21 protein-coding genes and 1 pseudogene are annotated in these 24,190 nt (G+C 36.2%); 21 read left to right on the top strand and 1 reads right to left on the bottom strand.

Annotation, left to right across the window (positions count from 1 at the left end; all coding sequences use genetic code 11):
* Nucleotides 1-160: 160 nt before the first annotated feature.
* The 5 genes from NSQ77_RS09510 (at nt 161) to NSQ77_RS09490 (ending at nt 9,188) form a co-directional block, all read left to right on the top strand.
* Nucleotides 161-1,852, top strand: a complete 1,692-nt coding sequence (locus tag NSQ77_RS09510) for a class I SAM-dependent DNA methyltransferase (protein ID WP_339230590.1) — start codon at nt 161-163, stop codon at nt 1,850-1,852.
* Nucleotides 1,845-3,002 carry a restriction endonuclease subunit S gene (locus NSQ77_RS09505; RefSeq protein ID WP_339230588.1) on the top strand — a complete coding sequence of 386 codons (1,158 nt, stop codon included), beginning with the start codon at nt 1,845-1,847 and terminating at the stop codon, nt 3,000-3,002. The genes NSQ77_RS09510 and NSQ77_RS09505 overlap by 8 nt, the downstream gene beginning before the upstream one ends.
* A 17-nt stretch (nt 3,003-3,019) precedes the next feature.
* Nucleotides 3,020-6,238, top strand: coding sequence for a type I restriction endonuclease subunit R (locus NSQ77_RS09500; protein ID WP_339230586.1), 3,219 nt, complete (start codon nt 3,020-3,022; stop codon nt 6,236-6,238).
* A 102-nt stretch (nt 6,239-6,340) separates the two neighbouring features.
* On the top strand, nt 6,341-7,345 hold the full coding sequence (locus NSQ77_RS09495; protein WP_339230585.1) for an SIR2 family protein: 1,005 nt from the start codon (nt 6,341-6,343) through the stop codon (nt 7,343-7,345).
* Nucleotides 7,332-9,188: an ATP-binding protein gene (locus tag NSQ77_RS09490; RefSeq protein ID WP_339230583.1), complete on the top strand. Its 1,857-nt coding sequence runs from the start codon at nt 7,332-7,334 to the stop codon at nt 9,186-9,188. Before NSQ77_RS09495 ends, NSQ77_RS09490 begins: the two co-directional genes overlap by 14 nt.
* 400 nt (nt 9,189-9,588) lie before the next feature.
* Here NSQ77_RS09490 and NSQ77_RS09485 read toward each other — a convergent pair whose 3' ends face one another.
* On the bottom strand, nt 9,589-10,443 hold the full coding sequence (locus NSQ77_RS09485; protein ID WP_339230581.1) for a LysR family transcriptional regulator: 855 nt from the start codon (nt 10,441-10,443) through the stop codon (nt 9,589-9,591).
* A 184-nt stretch (nt 10,444-10,627) separates the two neighbouring features.
* Here NSQ77_RS09485 and NSQ77_RS09480 point away from each other — a divergent pair, with 184 nt between their 5' ends.
* From NSQ77_RS09480 to NSQ77_RS09405, 16 genes and pseudogenes are all read left to right on the top strand, one after another.
* The gene (locus NSQ77_RS09480) at nt 10,628-11,722 is read left to right on the top strand and encodes an NADH:flavin oxidoreductase (protein ID WP_339230579.1); all 1,095 of its coding nucleotides are present in this window, start codon (nt 10,628-10,630) and stop codon (nt 11,720-11,722) included.
* Nucleotides 11,723-11,764: 42 nt separating this feature from the next.
* A complete protein-coding gene (locus tag NSQ77_RS09475; protein ID WP_339230577.1) occupies nt 11,765-12,214 on the top strand; it encodes a RidA family protein in 450 nt (149 codons plus the stop codon).
* Between the two features lie 133 nt (nt 12,215-12,347).
* Nucleotides 12,348-13,205 (top strand): arginase family protein, encoded by an 858-nt coding sequence (locus NSQ77_RS09470; RefSeq protein ID WP_339230575.1) that lies wholly within the window; start codon nt 12,348-12,350, stop codon nt 13,203-13,205.
* Nucleotides 13,206-13,229: 24 nt separating this feature from the next.
* Nucleotides 13,230-14,108: an arginase family protein gene (locus NSQ77_RS09465; protein ID WP_339230573.1), complete on the top strand. Its 879-nt coding sequence runs from the start codon at nt 13,230-13,232 to the stop codon at nt 14,106-14,108.
* A gap of 69 nt (nt 14,109-14,177) precedes the next feature.
* Complete coding sequence (locus NSQ77_RS09460) at nt 14,178-14,519, top strand: helix-turn-helix domain-containing protein (RefSeq protein WP_339230571.1); 342 nt, start codon at nt 14,178-14,180, stop codon at nt 14,517-14,519.
* A 366-nt stretch (nt 14,520-14,885) separates the two neighbouring features.
* Nucleotides 14,886-15,287 carry an Rrf2 family transcriptional regulator gene (locus tag NSQ77_RS09455; RefSeq protein ID WP_339230570.1) on the top strand — a complete coding sequence of 134 codons (402 nt, stop codon included), beginning with the start codon at nt 14,886-14,888 and terminating at the stop codon, nt 15,285-15,287.
* Between the two features lie 160 nt (nt 15,288-15,447).
* Nucleotides 15,448-15,713 (top strand): annotated as a pseudogene (gene rpsN, locus NSQ77_RS09450) (30S ribosomal protein S14).
* A gap of 252 nt (nt 15,714-15,965) precedes the next feature.
* Complete coding sequence (locus NSQ77_RS09445) at nt 15,966-16,622, top strand: metalloregulator ArsR/SmtB family transcription factor (protein WP_339230978.1); 657 nt, start codon at nt 15,966-15,968, stop codon at nt 16,620-16,622.
* A gap of 83 nt (nt 16,623-16,705) precedes the next feature.
* Nucleotides 16,706-18,001, top strand: coding sequence for an MFS transporter (locus NSQ77_RS09440; protein ID WP_339230568.1), 1,296 nt, complete (start codon nt 16,706-16,708; stop codon nt 17,999-18,001).
* 171 nt (nt 18,002-18,172) lie between these two features.
* Nucleotides 18,173-18,403, top strand: a complete 231-nt coding sequence (locus NSQ77_RS09435) for a glutaredoxin family protein (RefSeq protein ID WP_339230566.1) — start codon at nt 18,173-18,175, stop codon at nt 18,401-18,403.
* 144 nt (nt 18,404-18,547) lie between these two features.
* Nucleotides 18,548-18,844, top strand: a complete 297-nt coding sequence (locus NSQ77_RS09430; protein WP_339230564.1) for a hypothetical protein — start codon at nt 18,548-18,550, stop codon at nt 18,842-18,844.
* A gap of 226 nt (nt 18,845-19,070) precedes the next feature.
* The gene (locus NSQ77_RS09425; RefSeq protein WP_339230562.1) at nt 19,071-19,496 is read left to right on the top strand and encodes an OsmC family protein; all 426 of its coding nucleotides are present in this window, start codon (nt 19,071-19,073) and stop codon (nt 19,494-19,496) included.
* Between the two features lie 73 nt (nt 19,497-19,569).
* Nucleotides 19,570-20,664 carry an FAD-dependent oxidoreductase gene (locus NSQ77_RS09420; RefSeq protein WP_339230560.1) on the top strand — a complete coding sequence of 365 codons (1,095 nt, stop codon included), beginning with the start codon at nt 19,570-19,572 and terminating at the stop codon, nt 20,662-20,664.
* A gap of 311 nt (nt 20,665-20,975) precedes the next feature.
* On the top strand, nt 20,976-22,175 hold the full coding sequence (locus tag NSQ77_RS09415) for an FAD/NAD(P)-binding oxidoreductase (RefSeq protein WP_339230558.1): 1,200 nt from the start codon (nt 20,976-20,978) through the stop codon (nt 22,173-22,175).
* A 24-nt stretch (nt 22,176-22,199) separates the two neighbouring features.
* Nucleotides 22,200-22,775 (top strand): hypothetical protein, encoded by a 576-nt coding sequence (locus NSQ77_RS09410; protein ID WP_339230556.1) that lies wholly within the window; start codon nt 22,200-22,202, stop codon nt 22,773-22,775.
* Between the two features lie 3 nt (nt 22,776-22,778).
* Nucleotides 22,779-24,188 carry a rhodanese-like domain-containing protein gene (locus NSQ77_RS09405; protein WP_339230554.1) on the top strand — a complete coding sequence of 470 codons (1,410 nt, stop codon included), beginning with the start codon at nt 22,779-22,781 and terminating at the stop codon, nt 24,186-24,188.
* Nucleotides 24,189-24,190: the final 2 nt, after the last annotated feature.

Here is a 24,190-nt window from a genome sequence, read left to right as displayed (position 1 = left end):
TTTCTTCAAGCATCTACATAGAACAGGTATTGAATAAAAAGTAAGAGCTAATTTATGGTAGAATGTAATTATAGGTATAAAGTATGCAAATTAAGACTTTAAGAGATTAAAATATTATAAATAGATAACGTATCAGTATAAACTTCAGGAGGAATTTTCATTGAATCAAGAGAGACTAAATAACTTAAAGAAAAACTTATGGAATACTGCAGATGAATTACGGGCAAATTCAGGTTTAAAAGCTTCATCTTACTCAATTCCCGTACTTGGACTAATCTTTTTAAAGTTCGCAGATGCAAAATACGAACAATATGAATCTGAAATTATGCAAGAGTATGAAGCGTTAAAAGGTGGAAGACGTGAAAAAAGAATTGAAGAGATAGCAATTGAAAAATGCGGGTTTTATTTACCAGAACAATCGCGTTTTTCATATTTACTTAATTTAAACGAAGAGGAAGATATAGCCAATAAAGTTAAGGATGCAATGGAAGGTATAGAAGAATATTCTCCAGAATTTGTAGGCGTATTACCAAAAGATAATTATCATAATTTAAATGCTGAAGATAACAACAAAATTTTAAACAGACTACTGAGAAACTTTAATGACATTCCAACAGATTCCCAAAATGATATCTTTGGCGAAGTCTATGAATATTTTCTAGGAGAATTTGCATTAGCTGAAGGCCAAGGTGGAGGAGAGTTCTACACACCTAGAAGTGTTGTACGTTATATGGTTGAAGTTTTGCAACCAATGGAAGGAAAGGTGTTAGACCCTGCTTGTGGTTCTGGTGGTATGTTTGTTCAAACAGCTCATTATGCCCAAGAACATAAAGTAAAGAATGGCGGAACACCTTTAAACTTAAGAGCGTATGGAGTAGAACGCACAGGTGAAACAGTTAAACTAGCAAAAATGAACTTATTTTTAAATAATATCCGTGGGGAAGTAACAGAGGCAAATTCATATTATGCCGATCCATATGATTCATTTGGTAATTTTGATTACGTATTAGCGAATCCGCCATTTAATGTTGACAATGTTGAATTGGATTTAGTAAAGGATCAACAAAGGTTTAATACATATGGTGTACCTCAAACTAAAGGTAAAAAGCCAAAAGTACCAAATGGAAATTACTTATGGATTAATCAATTTGCCACTGCATTAAATGAAACAGGAAAAGCATCACTCGTTATGGCGAACTCCGCTTCAGATGCAGGACATAGTGAAAAGGAAATCCGCAAAGCATTAATAGAAGATGGTATTGTTTCTCAAATGGTTGCACTTCCATCAAATATGTTTAGTACTGTAACTTTACCAGCTACATTATGGTTCTTTGATAAACAAAAGAAAAAGAAAGATGAAATACTATTTATTGATGCACGCAATATATTTACTCAAGTCGATCGCGCATTAAGAGAGTTTTCTGACGAGCAAATAAAGAACCTAGCCATTATTAACCGTTTATATGAAGAAGATAGTGAAAGTTTTTATTCACTGATTAAGGAATATGAGATGAATAGCGATAATGCAGACTCAGAAGAAGATAAGAAATATTTCCAGAAACAAATTGATTGGTTGCTAGAACGTTTTCCTGATGGAAAATATCAAGATGTCATCGGTTTATGTAAAGTGGCTCAGCTTGATGGTGAAGATGGAATTATCGATCAAGATTATTCACTAAATCCTGGAAGGTATGTAGGTGTTGTCATTGAAGATGATGGCATGGCAGCGGATGAGTATAAGGAAAAACTATCAGATTTAAATGATGAATTCAAACAATTAAATGAAGAAGCAAAAGACTTGGAAGAACAGATTGAAAAGAATTTGGATAGTTTGGTGATTGAGTATGAGTGAGTGGAAAACAATCAAGTTAAAAGACTTTGTTACTTTAAAAAGGGGATACGACTTACCCCATGATAAAAGCAGGGAAGGAAATTATCCAGTTATTGCTTCTACTAATATTCGTAGCTATCATAACGAATATAAAGTTGATCCCCCCGTAGTAACGGTGGGACGATCGGGTTCCATAGGCAAGGTGCAAATTGTGAACAAAAAGGCTTGGCCATTGAACACAACTTTATATGTAAAAGATTCTAAAGGAAATAATACTAATTTTATATATTACTTTTTGCAGACAATGGGTTTAGAGCAGTTTAATTCTGGAGCAGGAGTTCCAACATTAAACAGAAATCATATCGGCTTGTTAAAAATAAAAATCCCTGATATAAAGAAACAGGAAAAAATAGCAAATGTCCTTTCTACATACGATAAACTAATTGAAAATAACAATCGTAGAATTGAAGTTTTAGAACAAGCTGCGGAAGAGATTTATAAAGAATGGTTTGTGCGAATGAGATTTCCAGGATATGAAAACACGAAGTTTGTTAAAGGAATACCTGAAGGATGGGAAGTAAAAAAAATAGGCGATATATTTAATGTTTCTTCCAGCAAAAGAGTATACAGTTCCGATTATGTAGAATCTGGAATTCCATTCTACCGATCTAAAGAGGTTATAAAACTATCAAATGGTGAAGCAGTATCAGAACTATTACATATATCGGATAATAAGTACGAGGAATTTAAAAAGAAATTCGGTGTACCTCAAAGAAATGATATTTTAATTACATCTGTTGGAACAATAGGCATCCCACTGCTTATTACTGACGATAATCCATTTTATTTTAAGGATGGGAACCTAACATGGATTCAGAGTAGTTCAAACCCAGTACTCTCATATTATTTATATTATTGGCTAAATTCTGATATGGGGTATCGGAGCTTACAGATGTATACAATAGGTACATCACAAAGTGCTTTAACAATAACTAATTTGAAGAGGTTAAAATTGTTATTACCAAATGAAACTGTGTTACATAAATTTAATGATATTTTTAGAGATTTAAATATGAAAAAGGATTATTTAAATCAACAAAATCAAAATCTCATCAAACAACGTGATTTACTTCTACCACGTTTGATGAACGGTTCAATTGAAGTGAAATGAAATAAAGGAGGGGTAATATGAGGAAGGTAATTACTGAAGATATGATTGAACAGGCATGTATTCAGGAGTTATCAAAAAATGAGTATTATAATTTTATTAATGCAAATATCAATGCAAATAAAGTGTTCTCTTCATTAAATGTATTAGAAAGTGAAGATGATGGAACAGGGCGTTCTCACATACAGGAAACAATTCTCCCAAAGGTGTTTTTTGCGAGTTTGCAAAATCTAAATCCACATATACCAACACGTTTATTGAAAGATATTGTACAAGACTTCAGACGCCCGTTTACAGATAAAGAACTTGAGGTCGTTAACTATGAACGGTATAGACAGCTAAAAAATGGGATCCATGTAGAATTCGAAAAAGATGGTAAGAAACAATATGAAACAGTTCGTATCACTGATTTTAATACTGCATCTAATAATAAGTTTACACTTGTTTCTCAAATGTGGATTAAAGGAGAAACGCAACATCGCAGACCAGACTTACTTTTATTTGTGAATGGATTGCCAATAGTTTTTATTGAACTGAAGAATTCAGATGTTAAATTAAAAACGGCATATGATAAAAATTTACAGGACTATATTCGTGATATTCCTCAATTATTTCATTTTAATCAATTATGCGTTCTATCAAATGCATCTGAAACGAGAATAGGCAGTTTTACAGCCAATTACAATCACTTTTTCGAATGGTTACGTTCAACAGAAGACGACATGATAAATCGTCAGCAAATACGTTCTGACGGAACAAGTATTCAGTATTTGTTAGAGAATCTTTTGAAACATGAAACGTTACTCGACTATGTAGAGAATTTTATTTTATTTGAAAATAAAAGAATGAAAATATTGGCTAAAAACCATCAATTTTTAGGTGTTAATAATGGAGTTGAATCATTTAAAAAACGTGAAGAATTAAACGGTAAACTAGGTGTGTTTTGGCATACTCAAGGAAGTGGTAAATCTTATTCAATGGCAATGTTTATTAATAAGATTAACAGAAAAACAACCGGAAATTTCACATTTCTAATGGTTACAGATCGGCAAGATTTAGATGATCAGCTGTATAAAAACTTTTTAAGAACAGAGACAGTTACAGAAGAAGAATCGGCTAATCCTAAAAATGGTGAAGCCTTAAGAAATGATTTACAAACGAACAAGCCATTCTTATTTACACTCATACAGAAATTCCGCTATGACAAAGGGAAGAACTATCCCGTATTATCTGAGCGGGATGATATTGTAGTCATTGTGGATGAGGCACACCGTACACAGTACAAATCATTAGCACAAAATATGAGAACAGCTTTACCCAATGCGCAATATATTGCTTTTACAGGAACGCCATTGTTAGGTTCAAAGCGTCTTACGAATCAATGGTTTGGAGATTATGTGAGTGAATATAATTTTGCTCAGTCAATTGAAGATGGATCAACAGTACCTTTATATTATTCAAGAAGAGTTCCTGAGGTATGGTTAACGAATGACTTTTTAGAAGATGACTATTTAGAAATTATTGAAGATGAAAACCTTACTCCTGAAGAGGAGGAAAAGCTATCTAACCATTATTCAAAAACGAATGAGGTATTAAAACGTGATGACCGTTTAAATATTGTTGCAAAAGATATTGTTGAACATTTTCCTAACAGAGGATATTTAGGTAAAGCAATGGTTATATCCGTAGACAAATTCACTACTGTGCGTATGTATGACAAAGTGAAGTATTACTGGAATGAGAAGCTGAAAGAATTATATGAAAAACGTTCCAATGCCACTTCAAGAGACGAACGAGAGCGGATTAATAATCAAATTAAATATATGAAGCAGGTAGAAATGGCTGTTGTCGTTAGTGAAGATGGCAATGATGACGAAAAATTTAAAAATGAGGGACTAGATTTTAAGAAGCACCGTGAACGTATGAAACACATTGATGAAAATGGGCATGACATTGAAGATAACTTTAAAGATCCTAACAATCCATTATCACTAGTTTTTGTTTGTGCGATGTGGTTAACGGGATTTGACGCACCAAATACTTCAACTATTTATTTAGATAAACCGATGAAAAGCCATACATTAATGCAAACAATTGCACGGATTAATAGGGTGTTTCCAGGAAAGAACTCTGGATTAATTGTGGATTATCTCAACTTATTTAAATACATGAAGCAAGCTCTTGGTGATTATGCAAATCCTGATAGTGATGACAACATGCCTGTAAAAAACATTGAGGAACAAATAAAATTATTAGAAGATGTCATTCAAGAAACAAGAGAGTTTTGTAATCAACTAAACATAAATTTAGATGCAATACTTCAAAGAAATGAGACGTTTGATCAGATAGATCTCTTTCAACAGTATACGAATGTCTTATTAGATAAAGATGAATATCATGAGGAATTTAAGATATATGTTAATTTGTGTAAAAACATATATGAAGCTTGTAAACCAGAAATATTTGAATTTGATTGGAAAAATAATTATCTATCTATTATTTTTTATCTAGGTGATATGATTAAAGCATCTGTTAGAGAAGAGAATATTGACAATGCAAAAATAGCGCTTAGTAGGACATTAGATTTAAGCGTACAATCTAAATATGTTAAAGAAGATGCAGGAGAAAATAAATACGAAGTTACAACAATGAAAACGTTAAATTTATCAGAAATAAATACAGATGATATTCGTAAAACAATCAACGAGTCTCCTTATAAAAACATAGAAATTCAAGAACTGAGATCATTTATTGAAGATAAATTGAACAAACTTTTAGAAGATAATAAGACGCGTACTAATTTTGTAGAACGATATAAAGAGTTAATTAATCGCTATAATGCTGGTAACTCAACAAATGAAGATTATTATGAGGACCTAGTTGATTTTGTAGATAATCTAAAACGAGAAGATGAACGCCATGTTAAAGAGGGTTTGACTGAAGAAGAGCTAGAGATATATGACTTATTAAAGAAAGACAAGTTAACGAAAAAAGAAGAAGCGAAAGTGAAGTTATCTGCAAAGAGATTATACAAGTCTATTAAAAATGAACAAAGTAAAACGAATGTCATTGATTGGTATAAAGACGAGCAACCAAGACAAGCTGTTAAAACTGAAATAGGAGTATTATTAGATGAAACATTACCAGATAGCTACGATAAAGATACGTTTAATTTAAAAACAGAAGTTATTATGACGCATTTAATGGAAGAAGCTATGATGGATAGTTCTGTTTTATAGTAAATAATAAATTGCCAAGAAATTAATGATTTTCAAGCATCAGCAGAAATGTTGATGCCTTTTTTATAGTACAGATAATATAGTTGAGGTGGGGATATACGGATGAGTGTAGAGATTGTAAAGCAATTGAGAAAAATAGCGATAACAAAACAAGTTAATTTCCTTTTAGGATCTGGGACATCAGTACCCGCTATTCCATTAATGGGTGCATTTCGTGATGGAAATGACAAGTCGGCTAATGAGCAGTTATTTGAACGTGTTCAGAAAGTTAGTAAAAAATTATTAATTAAAAATAAGTGTGAACTGGCAGAAAAAGATGTTTATACAGTTTTGGAAAACTATCAAAAATTTATAGAGAGCATTGTTTCTATACTTAATTTGTCTAATTCTCGACAGACACCAAAAAACGTGAATGTTTTTACAACCAATTATGATTTATATATTGAAAGAGCAACGGATCAGATTTTAAAAAAGTATAAGTTGGTGTTTAATGATGGAGCTACAGGATATTTTGATCGTTACTTAGACAGTTCCAATTTTAATAGAACAGTTTCATATAAAGGGTTAAATGATAATTACATCAATGAAATTCCGTCAATAACATTGATAAAGCCACACGGATCAATCAATTGGAAAAAACAAGATCAAAATATTGTAATTAAAAATGAGGTAGTTGAAGAATCAATTATAGTTAAACCAGACGGATATGAGGCATCAACTACTTTTGAAAACAATCATTTTCATGAAATGTTGCGTATTTTTCAAATGGAGTTAGATAAGCCACAATCAGTTTTATTTGTTATTGGTTTCTCTTTTCAGGATAAACATATTGCAAAAATGGTTAAACGAGCAGTACAAAATCCCGAATTAATAGTATACGTATTTGGATTTACTGATAGTGATAGGCAAACTTACTTAGACAATTTAAATTTTGAAAACGAAAGACCGAATTTTAGAATATTGACACCTAAAGATTTTGATGAAGCTTATATTAATAAGCATAGTGAAAATACAAACGATGAAAAGTGGTTTAGTTTTACTCTATCAAACCTAACGAATATATTGAATGGTATTAAATTGGAGGAATCCAAAGATGATAACGCATAGTAAAAAGTTAGGTGTGATTGTAGGGGTTGAGGGAGGTGTGTCACAGGTTGGTATGTACCATATGTCAAATGAAGCAGAGTTTATATGGTATGGAGATATTTTGACTGGACCTAAAATAGGTGCATTTCTGACTATTAATCAAAATGAAGTTAAAATTATTGCAACAGTTTCGACGGAGAAAATTATAGATCAACAGAATACGATTAAGAGTACTGAGTTCGATAATCGATATGCAAAGAATTCTATTAATCGTATCATCACTTTAAAAGTAAAAGGAGTAATTAATGAAGATAGTTTTGAAGTTACTAGTCAATACGTACCAATGATTGGGAATGAAGTAACTTTAACAACTCAGGAAGAGTTAAAAGTTATTTATGGCGTTGATAATATAGAGGAGACAATCTTGATTGGTGAATCAATTTTAGAAGGACAACCAATTCGGTTATCTATTAATAAGTTTTTTGCATCACATATAGGGGTTTTTGGTAATACTGGAAGTGGGAAATCCAATACACTACATAAATTGTACCTTGAATTACTAAGTACCAAGTATCGGGAACGTATCGTAGAGAAATCCCAGTTTTATGTAATGGACTTTAATGGTGAATATACTGGAGAAAATATGTTCGGAATAGATGAAGACAGTAAAAAGTGTTTTAAAGTAAATACAAGAAATCCAGTTGAGGGAAATAAAATTCCAGTAACGAAGGAGTATTTATTCGATGCTGATATATTGTCTGTTCTATTTGATGCAAAGCCAGGGACGCAAGTTCCATTTTTAAGAGAGGCAATGAATACGTATAACAAATGCATTTCAAATCCGCACTTTCATTTTGGTGAGTTTGTAACAGGTTTAATAAAAAGAATATTAACAACGGGTGGGACTGTAAATCAAAATAGTTTACAGGAATGGATTCAAGTGTCCCAAAATTATTATACAGATACATCCCAGTATGTTGTTCTTGAACAGCTAGAGTATATATCAAGTACACAATCTTATAGAACAAGAGAAAAGGATTATATTAACAGTGGAGCAATGAGTAATATCAAGGATGAAACTTGGCGAAAAGTAAACTTGCATATAATTTCAAATGGTTTGAATGAAGTGTTCCAGCAATTCGAAAATAATCCAACAAAGCAGCTAAAAATGTTTCTAGATTTTCAAAAAGTTTATAAGACAGCATGGGGAAAAGTTAACAGTGAGCATTTGAATCCTTTGTTTAATAGAATTAACACTTCATTTGATAGCCTTGAAAAAGTAGTATCAGTGGTTGAAAATATTAACGATGAATTCAGTGCTTTTAATATAATTTCATTAGTCAAAGCTAACCAGGAAATAACAAGACTAATTCCTATGCTCCTATCTAAAATGATTTATGATGAGCAAAAGAATCTTTTAATAGACAAGGGAATCACACATACAAAGCATTTGATTATAGATGAAGCTCATAATATATTGAATGATCAAAAGCGAAATACAAGTGATGATTGGCAAGATTACAGACTGTCTATTTTTGAGGAAATTATAAAAGAAGGTAGAAAGTTTGGATTTTATTTAACACTTTCTAGCCAAAGACCAGCTGACATCTCTCCAACAATACTTTCGCAAACACATAATTACTTAATCCACCGTTTAGTAAATGAAAATGATTTAAGGATGTTAGAGAATACTATGCCAACTCTTGATAAAAACTCATTTCAAATGATTCCTAGTCTTGGAAAAGGAGAGGTCATAATAACAGGGAATGCAATACAGGTTCCTGTTTTTGTGAAAATCCCTAAAGAGAAGTCAGTTCGTCCTAACAGTGATGATGTTTTGCTTACAGAATTGTGGGTTGATTAATTTAACCATTTAGTTATCTCGATTTTAGTGAATATAGAGAAATAAGAGAAATTGTGTATTCAACTAGCATCTATCGGTTCAAATTGGTTCAAGTAGTATCAATTTCACTCAATTTTCATCAATCCCTATCCATTTTAGAAATCACAAATCCTTGATATGAATGGATTAGGATTGATTAAGTATCCATGAAAACAGTCTCGATATTTCTCAAAACGTTAATAAACCTTATATACCAAGGGTTTTAGCCTGTTTGGAAGTCGATTCCAAGCAGGCTTTTTATTTTTAGTGATTGGAATTATTTGTATTAAATTCCATACCGTATCTTGAACTCTAATTAGGGATAATTTTTAATGTAAAAAATTTAACAAATGATTTATGTCTCTAATCTGCTAAGAACTCGTTAGATCCAATATTCAGCATGGTTTCTTATCAAAGAAATCATAATGTTCATAGACGGAGAAAGCCATTTATCTTTATGGTAAGCAAGAAATGTAGAAATAGCCGGATGTTCTGGTGCTACAAATTCTCCTTTTAGTTTATGACTTTCTAGTTCTTCCTTCACGGAAAAGTAAGGTACCATTGAAATACCTAAACCACTTCTTACACATTGCTTAATTGCTTCAATGCTTTGGAAGTCTAAACTTTCCTTCACGTCCATCTGTTTGAATATTAAATACGCATCAAACACGGATTTGTAACTGCATGATCGTTCAGTATAAAGAACTGTTCGATTGACATCTTTTTTCTCGGGTGGGCTAATTAACACCATTCTTTCCCTTATCAGTTTTTCACAATAAATTTCAGGTAGCGACCAATCTTCTTTTTCTAATACTAATGCTAAATCGATATCTCCATTTTGAAGCTGGGATGCAACAGTATAATTTTCTATTGATTTTAGCGAAAGATTAACCTTAGGATAAGAATTTTTATATTCTAAGAGAATAGGTGGTACACGACCGATCGTCAGCGATTCTGAAATGCCAATAATAAGGTCTCCTATTGGTTCATCATCTGTATTTAATGCCTGAGCATGTAATTCGATGATCTTAACCGCATAAGAAAGAAGTCGTTCCCCGTAATGAGTTAAAACGACTTTCTTGCCAAGCCGATCAAATAATGGTTTCCCTACTTCCTCCTCTAATTCTTGAATATGAGTTGTAACGGATGATTGTGCATAGCCAAGATGTTCAGCAGCCTTTTTAAATCCTCCTCTTTCTACAATTGTCTTAAGTGTTATCAGATGACGAAGCTCCATGTAGAATTATCTCCTTTTAAGTTCAATTTTAGTGAACTAATATATCGTTATTATCTATTTTACTAAACAAAAATGGTGGATTACAATAAAAATAGCACATACTTCTAATGTAGTTCACTTCCACTTTAGGGGAGAGATATGTCATACATGGATCAAACAACTTATACACAGGAGGTTACAAGAAATGTCAGACGTAAAATCGCTTTTTGAAACTGCTTTTTTAGGGAGTACAACATTGGATAATCGGGTTGGGGTTGCGCCGATGACTCGCATTAGTGCAACAGCTGAAGGACTGGCAACCAATCAAATGAGAGCATACTACACATCGTTTGCCCGCGGAGGCTTCAGCCTCATCATTACTGAAGGTATTTATACCGATGATAAATCTAGTCCGGGATATATTTACCAGCCAGGAATTATTAATAAGGAACAAACAGAGGCATGGAGGAAAGTGGTAGATTCTGTCCATCAAGCAGGCACGAAAATAGTTGCGCAAATTATGCATACTGGAGCCCTTGTTCATGGAAACCCTTTTGGTCATGCATCAATCGGTCCTTCTGCCGTTCAACCAAAAGGAGAAAAAAGTGAAACTTATGAAGGAACAGGACCTTACCCTATGCCAAAAGAAGCAACAAAAGAAGAAATTACTGAAGTGATAACTGGGTTTGTGAATGCGGCTAAACGTACTCAAGCAGCCGGATTTGATGGGATTGAAATTCATGGCGCGAATGGCTATTTACTTGATGAATTTCTAACTGATTACACCAATCAGCGTACAGATGAATATGGTGGTTCGACAGAGAACCGGGTCCGTTTATTGGTGGAAGTGTCTAAAGCCATCCGGGAAGCAGTCGGGCCGGACTTTACTGTTGGTATTCGGATTTCGCAAGCGAAAGTAAATGATCAGACACATAAGTGGGCAGGAAAAGAAAAGGATGCTGAAATCATTTTTGGAAGGTTAGGACAAGCCGGTCTTGACTTTATCCATGTTACGGAATATGAAGCATGGAAACCTGCATTCGATACGGGCGGGTTGTCACTTGCAGCTCTGGCGAAAAAGTATGGGAAACTACCTGTAATTGCTAACGGTCATTTAGAGAATCCCGAAAAAGCGAATAAAATCATTGCAAACGGAGAAGCCGATGTGGTCACTTTAGGCAAGGGGGCATTGGCCAACCATGAGTGGGTCACCAAGGTTAAAAATGGGAAAGCCTTAGCAACGTTTAACCCGGAAGAAGTGTTAAAACCGAATGCAAAAATCAAGGCTTTTGAAGTGTAACCTTTACGTTTGTGAAAATTCATGATCAGAGGAGGACATAAGATGACAAATGAAAAAGAAATGAACGGTCTTATCGCCCAGCGAATTGCAACAAATCCAGATCCGATGGAACGGTTTAATATCTCACAAGGCTTTCGTGTAGGAGATTTACTCATCATTTCAGGTCAGACGGCTGGTAATGAGCAAGGGGGAATAGTCGGAGTCAATGATTTTGACAAGCAAGCAGAACAAGCATTTCATAATTTGGCTACTGTGCTGCAAGCTGGAGGTTCGGACCTTGACCGTGTGATTAAAGTGACGATCTATCTTACGGATATGAGTCATTTTCCAAAAATCATTGAACTTCGAAAAAAATACTTTTCTACTCCTTATCCAGCAGACACAATTGTTGAAGTTAATGCATTAGCAGCACCGGAGTTTATGATTGAAATTGAGGCCATGGCGTTGGTCAATGGAAAAAAGGTGGATACCCGAGCGGAATTAGGTAGGTAAAACATTTCCAAGCTATCCTTTACGATAGTGGGTGTCATAAAAGTGCATACTTACGTTATATTATATCCTCTATATAATGAAGGTAACTCCAGGTGAAAAAAGATACAACCTGGATAATCGAGGAGGAAGCATGATGAGTGAAAAAACATTACGCATGTTAATGCCGCAATGGCAAGGTGGAAACAATGAAGCAGGTTATGCCTTAGGAGCCGAACTCTTGTCTTGGCTAGCTCCTGAAAGTGATGATCTATTAGTTGAAGTGCCGATTGAAACAAATCCCAAACTACTCAAAAAAGAAGACGGTATTGTGGCACGCCAAGCTTTGTTAAAACAATTGAAAGCGGCTCAAAATCTAATAGATACCCACGAACCTGATCGTATCGTCATGTTTGGTGGTGACTGCCTGGTTGGCCAAGCCCCTTATGCCTATCTCAATGAACGTTACGAAGGAGAACTAGGCGTTTTATGGATTGATTCACATGGAGATATCTCTTCTCCTAAAGAAATGGAAAATGCCAATACGATGGTTCTAGGCAATCTTTTAGGTGAAGGAGATAAGGAATTCGCAAGTAAAGTAAACGTTCCATTAAAACCTCAAAATGTCATGTTGGCTGGTATAAAACCGAAAGATTACGAATCAGAACGAATCGAACGATTAGGAATCCATGTTGCCGCCCCTGAAGAATTTGCCAATGAAAGCGGTACTGTTCTGAAATGGATTTCAGATAATCATATCAAACATTTAGTCATCCATCTGGATGTTGATATTCTAGATCCTAAGCTATTCCGTTCGCAAATTTTCGCGAGTCCAGAACCACTCTCAATCGATTGGGCAGAAGGTGAAATGAGCTTCACACAGGTGGCTAGATTGATTAATGATGTATCTAACGAAACAAATGTTGTTGGATTAGGGATCACAGAACATATGCCTTGGGAAGCCATTAACTTAAAGAAACTTCTTGCACAAATGCCTATTCTAGCTCAGAACTAAGTATAAGAAAGAGGGTTTTCATGAATGGAAAATGAACGAACAAGCAGAACATTACGTCTGATTATGCCCCAATGGCAAGGCGGCAATGGGAATAACCTTGATTACCACTTTGGTTCCCGTCTTTTGGCGTGGCTTGCACCTGAATCGGATGACGAAACGATTGAAGTACCCATTGATACAGGGTTAATGAATCACGAAAAAGAAGATGGTATTCTAGCCAAGCAGCAATTGATTAAACAAGCAAATGAAGCTTTTGATATACTTCAGAACAAGCAACCGGACCGAGTAGTCGTTTTAGGAGGAGAGTGTAGTGTGGAGCTAGTTCCATTTGCTTATCTTCTAGAAAAATACAAGGACGATGTGGCGATTTTATGGATTGATGCACATCCTGACATCAAAACACCTGAATACTTGCCAAATTATCAAGCGATGGTTTTAGCCACTTTGCTCGGAGAAGGGGATGATGACTTCGCTTCGCTCGTTCCTACAAGAATCAGTCCATCGAACGTTGTTTTTGCCGGTATAAATAAAGAAATTGAAAAAGAACCTCATGTTTATCAAAAATATAATTTTAATAATGTAAGCTCACGTGATTTTGAATCGTCTAGCGGAAAAATATTAGATTTGCTTAAGGCAACAGGCGTTTCACGCGTAGCGGTTCATTTTGATCTTGATGTGCTGGATCTTCAGGAATTCCGTTCCCAAGGTGGCGCTAAACCGGGAAGATACGAAAAAAATGTGCGTGAATGGCCAAAAGGATCATCCATAAAATCTGTGGGGCGGCTCATTCAAGATGTTTCAGAGGAGTTCGATGTAGTGGGGCTTGGGATTACAGAACATCTGCCTTGGGACGCTATTGCACTTTCTAATTTATTAAGTTCTCTTCCTTTATTAAGAAAATAAGAAATCAAAAAGACCTGATAATAAATCGGGTCTTTTGATGTTAAACTTATTGAGAAGGATGGTGATAAGATGAGCATGCATGAGTTCCATGGAAAAGTAAAAAACATAGAAGATACACCTTTTGGATATACAATGTCCCTCATTGGTGGTAAATGGAGAATGGTAATTTTGTACTTACTTGCAGAAAATCAAACAATCCGTTTTAACGAATTGCAAAGAATGATTGGTACCATTACGTATAAAACACTTAGTCGTCAATTAAAGGACTTAGAATCAAGTGGCCTTGTTATCCGAACAGAATACCCGCAAATACCACCAAAAGTAGAGTATTCTCTTTCAGATAAGGGATCTTCTCTAATCCCGATTTTAGAAGCAATGTGTGAATGGGGAATTGATAGTCAAATGTATTAATGAAAAAAATACATATTGTTTGGGGGTAATCTCATGATCCCCCGGCAACTAATCCTGCTTTACCAAACATATAGGAGATAATAACAATGGTTAGTTGTACATTTATAATTATTACTGGGTTATCATATATCTTTGTGCCGAATCATTCGTTTAACCAACATCCTAGCCTATAAGGTTTCAGATTCCCTTTAACGTACAAAATTTCATATTCTCTAATTATTCATGAGAGAAAAGATGCCAAAAACATTCATTTTGATATTGAAATCATACATTTTGTGATTCCGCATTTTTAAGCATGACATTTGACATTATAATATTATGAGATATATTGTAGACATTAAAAGTCTTGAAAAGGGGTGAAATTATATGAAATACTCGAAGGCAACGAACTATGCCCTTCACATTATGCTGCATCTTGCCGTTACTTCCCCCGATCAACGTGTGGGTGTGCAGCAGTTGGCAGAGCAGCAAGACCTTTCACCAACATACTTGTCCAAAATTTTGACGAAGTTAGTTAAGGCAGGGATGATTGAATCATCTTCTGGAGCTAATGGTGGATATAAGCTGAAACCAGACTGGGAAAACATTTCATTTCTTGATGTTATTGATGCTATTGAAGGAACGACGACCTTGTTCGGGGGTTGTTTGAATAATGATCCCGATTGTATGATTCAAGAGATAATGTTTTCAGCAGAAAAGAAAATGGAGGAAGAGTTAAGGCATCAAAAAATTTCTGAAGTTGCTAAAAAAACAACTGTCGTTCTCTGAAACACAGTTGTTTTTTTGATTTGAATCGTAGTTATTGACGATATTTTAAATCCATGATATAGTTTGTAACCTGGTGGACATTAGGGACTCATTATATCTATGATTAATTTAATTAGTACATCATTGTGCATTTCATGCTAAATAAAAGGAGGAACATTAAATGGCTAAAAAGTCTAAGATAGTGAAGGAAAGAAGCAAGAATTAGTGGCAAAATATGCTACGCTTCGTAAGGAATTAAAAGAAAATGAAGATTATGAAGCACTGAGGAAACTGCCGCGTGATTCATCGCCTACACGTTTGCACCATCGCTGTGAACTAACGGGAAGACCTAGAGGATATATAAAAAGATTTAAAATGTCTCGAATTGCCTTTCGGGAGCTTGCTCTTGAGGGACAACTACCTGGCGTACGGAAATCCAGCTCGTGAAAAATAAACAAGTAATACTTCCAATTGCAAGTATTATAAGCCTATAGTTGAAAGAATAAAGGAACAGTTAAAAGCAATCGTAAATTGTGTCAACTTAGAAGAGAAATAAATCAATGTCGGCATAAACATGAAATGCAAAGGTGTATTAAAGCAGTTATTTAATCGTTTAAGTAAGATGATTGACCAATGGATGAGTTATAGTTATAATTCAACTATTCAACAATACACTTGAATAGAAGGTGACTTTACATGATGAATGAAAGAAATTTAAGAGACTTATTATATCAAGAATTTGCAAGAATAGGTAAGAGTCTTTCCAGTCCGAAGCGATTAGAAATTTTGGATCTTTTATCTCAAGGTCCAAAGTCGGTGGAAGCATTATCGAAAGCAACGACTATGTCTGTAGCGAATGTATCCCAGCATTTACAAACGCTGAATAATGCGAGAATGGTAAAGTTTCGAAAGGACGGTAATTATGTGATTTATGAATTGGCAGATGACGTCATTGCTGACTTTATCAATTCTCTGCATAAATTGTCGGAAAAACAGTTTGTACAGGTTCAACAAATAAAACAGGAATTCTTAAATGCCAATACAGGTATGGATGGAATCTCGCTTGCAGAACTCAACGAGAGGATGAAGCAGGGAGAAGTTTTATTGTTGGATGTTAGACCTAAAGAGGAATATGAAAATGCCCATATTCCGGGTGCTGTTTCAATGCCGATGGAGGATTTAAAAGAAAAACTTGATTCTTTACCAACCAACCGTGAGGTGGTTGCGTATTGTAGAGGAACATACTGTTTATGGTCGGCAGAAGCAGTGGAACTATTAAGGAGTAAAGGTATCCATGCTTATCATTTAGAGAAAAGTGTTCAAGAGTGGAATGAATTCCAAGAGCATCTAAATTAAATGAGAATATTTAGCTTATAATACTTTGGCTGATAAAGTTATTTTTATTTGTTTTAAGGGAATTAGAGAAAGAAGGTAATATTATGATCAGTGAAACGAATGATTCCGTACAAGGTTATATAGATAATCCAGAAAAACAAAAACAATTATATAAGCGTACATTAATCATTATCGTTATTTCACAAATGTTTGGTGGCGCAGGATTAGCTGCCGGAATAACAGTTGGGGCATTGCTTGCAGAGCAAATGCTTGGTACGAATGCATTTGCAGGTGTTCCCGCTGCATTATTTACGTTAGGATCAGCAGGAGCTGCATTAGCAGTAGGAAGGCTTTCGAACCGTTTTGGAAGACGGATGGGGCTAGCAACAGGATTTATCGTAGGTGGACTTGGAGCAATAGGTGTTGTGCTTGCCACAGTCTTAAATAGTGTATTTTTATTATTCGTTTCTTTACTCGTATATGGTGCGGGTACGGCAACTAATTTACAAGCCCGTTATGCTGGTACCGATTTAGCGACGAACAAACAGCGGGGGACTGCTGTAAGTATAGCGATGGTCTCCACAACACTTGGTGCAGTTGCAGGTCCAAATTTAGTGGATGTGATGGGAAACCTTGCTGAAACGATTGGTGTTCCAGCACTCGCAGGACCATTTATTTTATCTGCAGCAGCATTTATATTGGCGGGTCTTGTGTTATTCATCTTTTTACGTCCTGATCCATTCATTATCGCATTAAAAATAAATGCGAATAAAAAGAATGCTGAACCTGATGCGATTCCAGAAAAGAATCAAATGAATAAAAAGGGAATTAAAGCTGGAGCTATCATTATGGTACTAAGTCAGATTGTGATGATTGCTATCATGACGATGACACCAATTCATATGGGACATCATGGGCACAGCTTAGGTGCTATCGGTCTTGTTATTGGCTTTCATATTGGTGCCATGTACTTTCCTTCACTCGTTACAGGAATTCTTGTTGATAAGATTGGTCGGCCTGCCATGGCAATAGCATCTGGAGTTATATTGCTTGCCTCGGGTGTCGTAGCAGCGATTGCTCCAGGAGATTCATTATTTTTCATGATACTTGCTCTAGTATTGCTTGGTATAGGATGGAATTTTGGCTTGATCAGTGGGACAGCTTTAATTGTTGATTCAACAGAACCTTCAACGCGTGCGAAAACCCAAGGTACAGTAGATGTATTTATTGCTTTAGCAGGATCAAGCGGCGGAGCCATGTCAGGGATGGTTGTTGCTGGTTCAAGCTATGAAATGTTATCACTTGCTGGGGGGATTTTATCCTTAGTACTGATTCCCGTAGTGATTTGGTTTATTGGTGGCAGTAAAGGTAAAATAAATAAGGAGGCTCGTAACGTTTAGTTTACAGAGAATTAGCCGTCATACCTTTTAGGGAGGTGGTAATCACGTAAAAAACGATTCGAATAAAATCAGTAACACGAGTGCAACTCTAGGGAGATCGCGTGCTTTAAAAATGCATGTCGGTGACTTAGTATCATAAAACAAACTTTGATAAAAATAGGAGGGTTATTTATGAATCAAATTAAAGTGTATACAACAACGACTTGTCCATATTGTGTGATGATGAAAAACTTCTTACAAGAAAAAGGACTTCCTTTTGAAGAAGTAAATGTCCAAGAGGATCCGGTTGCAGCCGACCGTTTAGTTAAAACGACAGGTGAAATGGGAGTTCCACAAACTGAAATAAATGGTCAATGGGTATTAGGATTTGATCCAGATAAAGTAATGCAATTGGTGAAGTAAAAAGGTTTACTTTCCAGTAGGCATCGCAAATCTATATTATTTTTCAAATGGAAGTTTTGACAAACCATACGAATCAGTCTATTGTTTGTCATCTATTCAAGTAATCAATTGAATGGTAATTAATTATAAATGGAGGCTATTACAATGGAAACTACACCAAAAGCTTATTTACAAATTACGTTAAAAGTGGAACCTGCTAATCGAGAAGAAGCAGGAAAGGTTTATTCAACTTATAAAGAACCTTTCTTGAAAAATATTTCTGGAGCTGTTTCTAAAAACCTTTTAATTCGTGATGAAGATGTGCAGGTATTGCATGGTTTTAACAGTGTGGAAGAAGCAGAAGCTTATCTAAAAAGCGATCTGTTTAATAATGACGTTGTTGAAGGATTAAAACCTTTATTAGAGGCTGAACCAGAAGTTAGAATTTATAGCGTTAATTAAAGGAAAAGGACGGTTATAAGTCCATCGTAATTAATTTTGCAAGACAGGAAAATAACTAGCAAAGATGAAGAGAAGTCCTGAAAGAAAAGAGGGGAGCGTTAGTTCCTCCTCTTTTCTCTATTTATTAATATTTAAGAGCCAATTAGTTTCTTTAGAATAAATGAATTATAAAGAAATATCGACATTAGAAGAATGGAATTATATAGTAGCTTAGGAGGCGTTCAGTATGGATAAAATAGAATTAATGGTAAGTGCATCAGGGAAAGGTACAGCAACTACAGCCAGCATTGGGAATCATAAAATTATTATTGATGCAGATAAAAATATCGGACCAAATCCACTAGAAACTTTATTATCAGCACTAGCAGCGTGTGAAAATGGAACGGCTAATGTCGTTGCAAAAGAAATGAACTTTGACCTTCAGGGCATTACTTTTAAAATTACAGGAGAACTTGATTCGCGTGGATTCATGGGTGATTCCAATGTTCGTACATACTTTGAGAAGGTTGAAGTGGTAGCGACTGTAAAAACAACAGAATCTGAAGAACGATTGAAGGAATTACAACATGTAGTGGAATCACGCTGTCCATTATATGGATTATTTAAAGCGGCAAATGTTCAAATGACTGAGCATTGGTTAAAAGCTGACTAATAATGAGGCTAGTCTATAGCTTGTTTATATCGACATTTATACAGTATGCACGCTGGAAAAGGGAGGAAAGAATGTGAACAATCCTGTAGTCATTATTGGTGCTGGTTTAAGCGGCCTTCGAACTGCATCGCTGCTTACTGCACGGGGAATCAAATGTATAGTAATAGAAGCTAGAGATAGGATTGGTGGCAGGGTCTTAAGCATTTCTGATACAAAGAAACCAGGTCTAGGCAGATTTGACCTTGGGCCGACATGGTTCTGGCCACAATATGAGAGCACTATTGCTAACCTTGTTAAAGAATTAGATTTAGGAACCTTTGTCCAGTACACCCAAGGGGCGGTGCTTTTAGAGCGATCCCAAAATAAGCGACCTGAGCGTTATAGCTTACTGGAAAATCCGAGTGCAAGGTCGATTCGATTCATCGGAGGGGTGCAGACTCTTATCGATGCTATCGCAGAGACGATTCCTAAAGAATTAATAAAATTAAATACGAAAGTGACGGCTATTCGACAAGATGAAGCGGATATCACAGTGGAGGCAGCACTTGCTGATGGAAAGAGGAAAAAATTTACTGCAGATGCTGTAATCTTAGCATTACCGCCCCGAATTGTGGCGAGCCATATTGAATTCTCTCCTCCACTTCCTCCCAATCTTATGAATGACCTCGTAAACAAACCTACATGGATGGCTGGACAAGCGAAGGCAGTTGCAATCTATGAACGTCCCTTCTGGAGAGAATTAGGACTCTCTGGATTTGTATCAAGTTGGCTAGGACCTTTGCAAGAAATCCATGATGCTTCTCCTGAAACAGGTTCTGGTGCTTTATTTGGCTTTTTTGGAATTCCTGCGACAATACGCCAGGAACTAGGTGAGGATAATATTTCGCAATTGGTTATTGACCAATTGGAAAGACTCTTTGGACCTGAGGCTCAAAATGTAAGTACCATCCTTTACAAGGATTGGGCCAAAGATTCGGATACAGCTGTTGAGGAAGATCTGGAGCCGCTAAGAGACTTTCCCAGTTACGGTCAACTACCAGAGGCAGGGATTTGGGAAAAGAAAATTATTTTCGCTGGAACAGAGGCAAATTCGCAATTTGGCGGACATCTCGAAGGTGCACTCTTAGCAGCTGAACAGGCAGCTGATGAAATAACTAATATTAAATAACAAGCAGCATTTGAAAACGACCATCTACCTAGGTAGGTGGTCGTTTAACATATTCCCATTGCATTTGTATGTATGTTTAATAAAAGAGGGAAATTGCGAGGGTAGCTATAAGTGCTCCCGGTTTTATTGGTCCTCACTCAGGGTAAAGTGAAATGGAGGGATATATAGAGATTTTGATCATTTTAATATGAAAAATGAACTATCAATCCAGGAAAATATTGACATATATGTGAAAATCTTCAGTTAACTCTTGAATCTTTAATACCTTATAGGGTATTATTGGATTGAAGTCCTAAAAGGAGGTTGTGATCATGTCAGGTAATAAACAGTATACTGTCGCAATTGTAGGTGCTGGTTCAGGAGGAATTTCCGTGGCGGCACGATTAGTTCGGGAAGCAGCTCATTTAAGAGGGAAAATTGTCTTGATTGATCCTGCTGAAAAACATTATTATCAGCCGCTTTGGACGTTAGTTGGAGCTGGAGCAGCCAAGAAGGAATACACAGAAAGGGACCAAAGCTCCTTGATACCCAAAGGGGTTGATTGGTTGAAGGAGAGTGTTATAGCCTTTGAGCCTGATAATAATCAACTAACGACAGATGATGGGACAACAATTTCTTATCAATATCTTGTAGTCGCGGCCGGTATTCAAATCAATTGGCATAAAGTAGTTGGATTAAAAGAAGCGATCGGTAAGGATGGCGTATGCTCCAACTATTCTTATGATTATGTGTCATCCACCTGGGAAAGTTTGCAAAATTTCAAAGGCGGAAATGCTATTTTTACACAGCCGAATACACCGATTAAATGTGGTGGTGCACCACAGAAGATTATGTACTTGGCTGATGATTATTTTCGAAAGTCCGGTGTGAGAGAGAAGTCCAATGTTATCTTTGCTTCAGCTTCAGGAGGAATATTCGCCGTGAAGAAGTATGCAGACGCGTTAAATCAAGTCGTTGAACGTAAAAACATTACAGCAAAATATAAGAAGAATTTGGTTGTAATCGATGCTGACAATAAAAATGCTGTATTTGAAGATGTAGATTCCGGAGAAAGAGAAACGGTCCATTACGACATGATCCATGTAACACCACCGATGGGACCCCCTGATTTTATTGCTGAAAGTCAATTAGCGGATGAGGCTGGCTGGATTGATGTGGATCCTTACACCCTTCAACACAAGCGCTATGACAATGTGTTTAGTTTGGGGGATTGCTCCAATTTGCCGACCTCCAAGACTGGGGCCGCCATTCGTAAACAAGCGCCTGTAACGGTATATAATCTGCTTAATCTTATGAGAAATAAAGAGATGACACAACAATATGATGGTTATACATCCTGTCCTTTAGTTACCGGTTATAATAGCCTTGTTTTGGCCGAATTTGATTATGATAACAATCCAATGGAGTCATTTCCTTTTGATCAATCCAAAGAAAGATACAGTATGTTCCTGATGAAGAAGAACTTTCTGCCTGTAATGTATTGGGATGGAATGCTGAAAGGTGTTATGTGATTCGATGAAAAGGAGGGTTATACAATGACCGAAACAGCAGAGGGAAAAGGATTCGCAGAGGTAATGGATTCATTGAATAATGAAGCTAATATGGAGTCTCTGCTCTATCTGGTAAACAAACTGCCTGATTTGGCGAAAACAGTAAAAACAGCAGACGAGGCATTGACTTTCGCGCAAAGTACTTTAAATGATAAAGAAACGATGAATCAACTGTTTGAGGAAGCCGAAACGAAACTAGAAGCAAGTAATTTGAATACAGACACGTTAGATGCATTGTTCCGGGTCCTTCATTTACTGCCCGAGGTAGTACCATTATTGGAAAAGTTAGTTGATATCAGTGAGTTTGTAAAGGAAGCAGCAAAGGACAGCGATTCGATAGAAATGTTATTGGATGAAGTCTCACCGATCACGAACTCATTTAACCTTACAGTGGATGTTCTGAAGGAAACGAACCATCGCGTACAAGCAGATGACCAGTTACCACATGTGTCTATTTTTAAACTCTTAAATCTGTTGAAGGATCCATCTGTAAGGAAAGGGTATAAATATGTGCAAACCTTACTAAATGTATTATCGGAAGAAAATAAAAAGGAGGCATAAACCATGTTTTTTAGATCATTCTTTGATGAAAAACTCGCGCAATATTCTTATCTTGTCGGATGCCAACGAACGGGAGAAGCCATTGTTATAGACCCTGCAAGATATGTGGAACCATATTTTCTTGTTGCAGAGAAAGAAGGGCTCCATATTGTTGCTGCAGCGGAAACGCATATTCACGCTGACTTTGTCTCTGGAGCAAGAGAACTTGCTCTACGCCACGATGTGAAGCTGTATCTATCTGATGAAGGAGATAATGATTGGAAATACGAATATGTAGACGATGTCCAACATGAAAAGGTAAAAGACGGCACATCCTTCTCAATTGGGAATATTGGCTTTGAGGTATTACATACACCTGGCCATACACCGGAAAGCATATCGTTCCTTTTAACCGATAGAGGTGGAGGATCGGAAAAACCGATGGGAATCTTCACTGGAGACTTTGTTTTCGTCGGGGATGTTGGCCGACCTGATCTATTAGAAAAGGCCGCAAATGTTGCCGGAAGTTCCAAAGTAGGAGCGGAGCAAATGTTTGAATCCTTGAAGCGGTTTAAGAATCTGCCCGATTTCCTGCAGGTTTGGCCGGGACATGGAGCAGGAAGTGCTTGCGGTAAATCATTAGGCGCTGTTCCGATGACAACCGTAGGATATGAGAAAATGACTAATTGGGCTTTACAACACACGGATAAAGAGGAATTTGTGAAAGAATTAACGGATGAACAGCCAGAGCCACCGAAATACTTCGCGATGATGAAAAAAGTGAATAAGGAAGGTCCAGAACTCACGAATGACGAACCTGTTCCGGAAATTGACACTATCGAAACGCTAGAACAAACGATTAATAACAGCCAATCTGTTCTTGTCGATACGAGACCTGCACAGGAGTTCGGGGAACGCCATCTCCCTGGTTCAATTAACATTCCGTTTAATAAATCGTTTCCGAACTGGGCTGGTTGGTTAGTAGAATATGACCAGGATATCTATGTATTGTGCGATCAGAATCAGGTGCAAGATGTCAAAATCGCCCTGCAATCGATTGGACTTGACCAATTGAAAGGATTCGCAAAAGTAGACATTCTTGATGAAGCACGAAATACGGAAAGCTATGAACTAATAGATGTCCCAGAATTAAATCAGCGACTGGATGAGGGATCCGTTTATTTAATTGATGTTCGAAATCAAAGTGAATGGAATCAGGGCCACATTCGCGGAGCAAACCATATGATGCTGGGTAAATTAAAAGATCGATTAGACGAAATTCCTTCTGACAAAGATATTGTTTTACAATGCCAGTCAGGCCAACGTTCGGCAATTGCTACAAGTTTGCTTCAAGGAAATGGCTTTAAGAATGTCATCAATTTAAAAGGTGGATTTGGAGCATGGCTGAACGAGGGAATGCCAGTTGAAAAATAATT

Origin of the sequence: Oceanobacillus sp. FSL K6-2867 (assembly GCF_037963145.1) — a bacterium.
Lineage (GTDB): Bacteria > Bacillota > Bacilli > Bacillales > Amphibacillaceae > Oceanobacillus.
Note: the sequence above shows the minus strand (reverse complement) of the source record. Positions and strands in the feature narration are given on the sequence as shown.

Bases quoted from the DNA above. Each gene is read 5' to 3' on its own strand.
- NSQ77_RS09505 (WP_339230588.1), top strand. From the start codon at position 1,845: ATGAGTGAGTGGAAAACAATCAAGTTAAAAGACTTTGTTACTTTAAAA.
- NSQ77_RS09500 (WP_339230586.1), top strand. From the start codon at position 3,020: ATGAGGAAGGTAATTACTGAAGATATGATTGAACAGGCATGTATTCAG.
- NSQ77_RS09495 (WP_339230585.1), top strand. From the start codon at position 6,341: ATGAGTGTAGAGATTGTAAAGCAATTGAGAAAAATAGCGATAACAAAA.
- NSQ77_RS09490 (WP_339230583.1), top strand. From the start codon at position 7,332: ATGATAACGCATAGTAAAAAGTTAGGTGTGATTGTAGGGGTTGAGGGA.
- NSQ77_RS09485 (WP_339230581.1), bottom strand. From the start codon at position 10,443: ATGGAGCTTCGTCATCTGATAACACTTAAGACAATTGTAGAAAGAGGA.
- NSQ77_RS09480 (WP_339230579.1), top strand. From the start codon at position 10,628: ATGTCAGACGTAAAATCGCTTTTTGAAACTGCTTTTTTAGGGAGTACA.
- NSQ77_RS09475 (WP_339230577.1), top strand. From the start codon at position 11,765: ATGACAAATGAAAAAGAAATGAACGGTCTTATCGCCCAGCGAATTGCA.
- NSQ77_RS09470 (WP_339230575.1), top strand. From the start codon at position 12,348: ATGAGTGAAAAAACATTACGCATGTTAATGCCGCAATGGCAAGGTGGA.
- NSQ77_RS09465 (WP_339230573.1), top strand. From the start codon at position 13,230: ATGGAAAATGAACGAACAAGCAGAACATTACGTCTGATTATGCCCCAA.
- NSQ77_RS09460 (WP_339230571.1), top strand. From the start codon at position 14,178: ATGAGCATGCATGAGTTCCATGGAAAAGTAAAAAACATAGAAGATACA.
- NSQ77_RS09455 (WP_339230570.1), top strand. From the start codon at position 14,886: ATGAAATACTCGAAGGCAACGAACTATGCCCTTCACATTATGCTGCAT.
- NSQ77_RS09445 (WP_339230978.1), top strand. From the start codon at position 15,966: ATGAATGAAAGAAATTTAAGAGACTTATTATATCAAGAATTTGCAAGA.
- NSQ77_RS09440 (WP_339230568.1), top strand. From the start codon at position 16,706: ATGATCAGTGAAACGAATGATTCCGTACAAGGTTATATAGATAATCCA.
- NSQ77_RS09435 (WP_339230566.1), top strand. From the start codon at position 18,173: ATGAATCAAATTAAAGTGTATACAACAACGACTTGTCCATATTGTGTG.
- NSQ77_RS09430 (WP_339230564.1), top strand. From the start codon at position 18,548: ATGGAAACTACACCAAAAGCTTATTTACAAATTACGTTAAAAGTGGAA.
- NSQ77_RS09425 (WP_339230562.1), top strand. From the start codon at position 19,071: ATGGATAAAATAGAATTAATGGTAAGTGCATCAGGGAAAGGTACAGCA.
- NSQ77_RS09415 (WP_339230558.1), top strand. From the start codon at position 20,976: ATGTCAGGTAATAAACAGTATACTGTCGCAATTGTAGGTGCTGGTTCA.
- NSQ77_RS09410 (WP_339230556.1), top strand. From the start codon at position 22,200: ATGACCGAAACAGCAGAGGGAAAAGGATTCGCAGAGGTAATGGATTCA.
- NSQ77_RS09405 (WP_339230554.1), top strand. From the start codon at position 22,779: ATGTTTTTTAGATCATTCTTTGATGAAAAACTCGCGCAATATTCTTAT.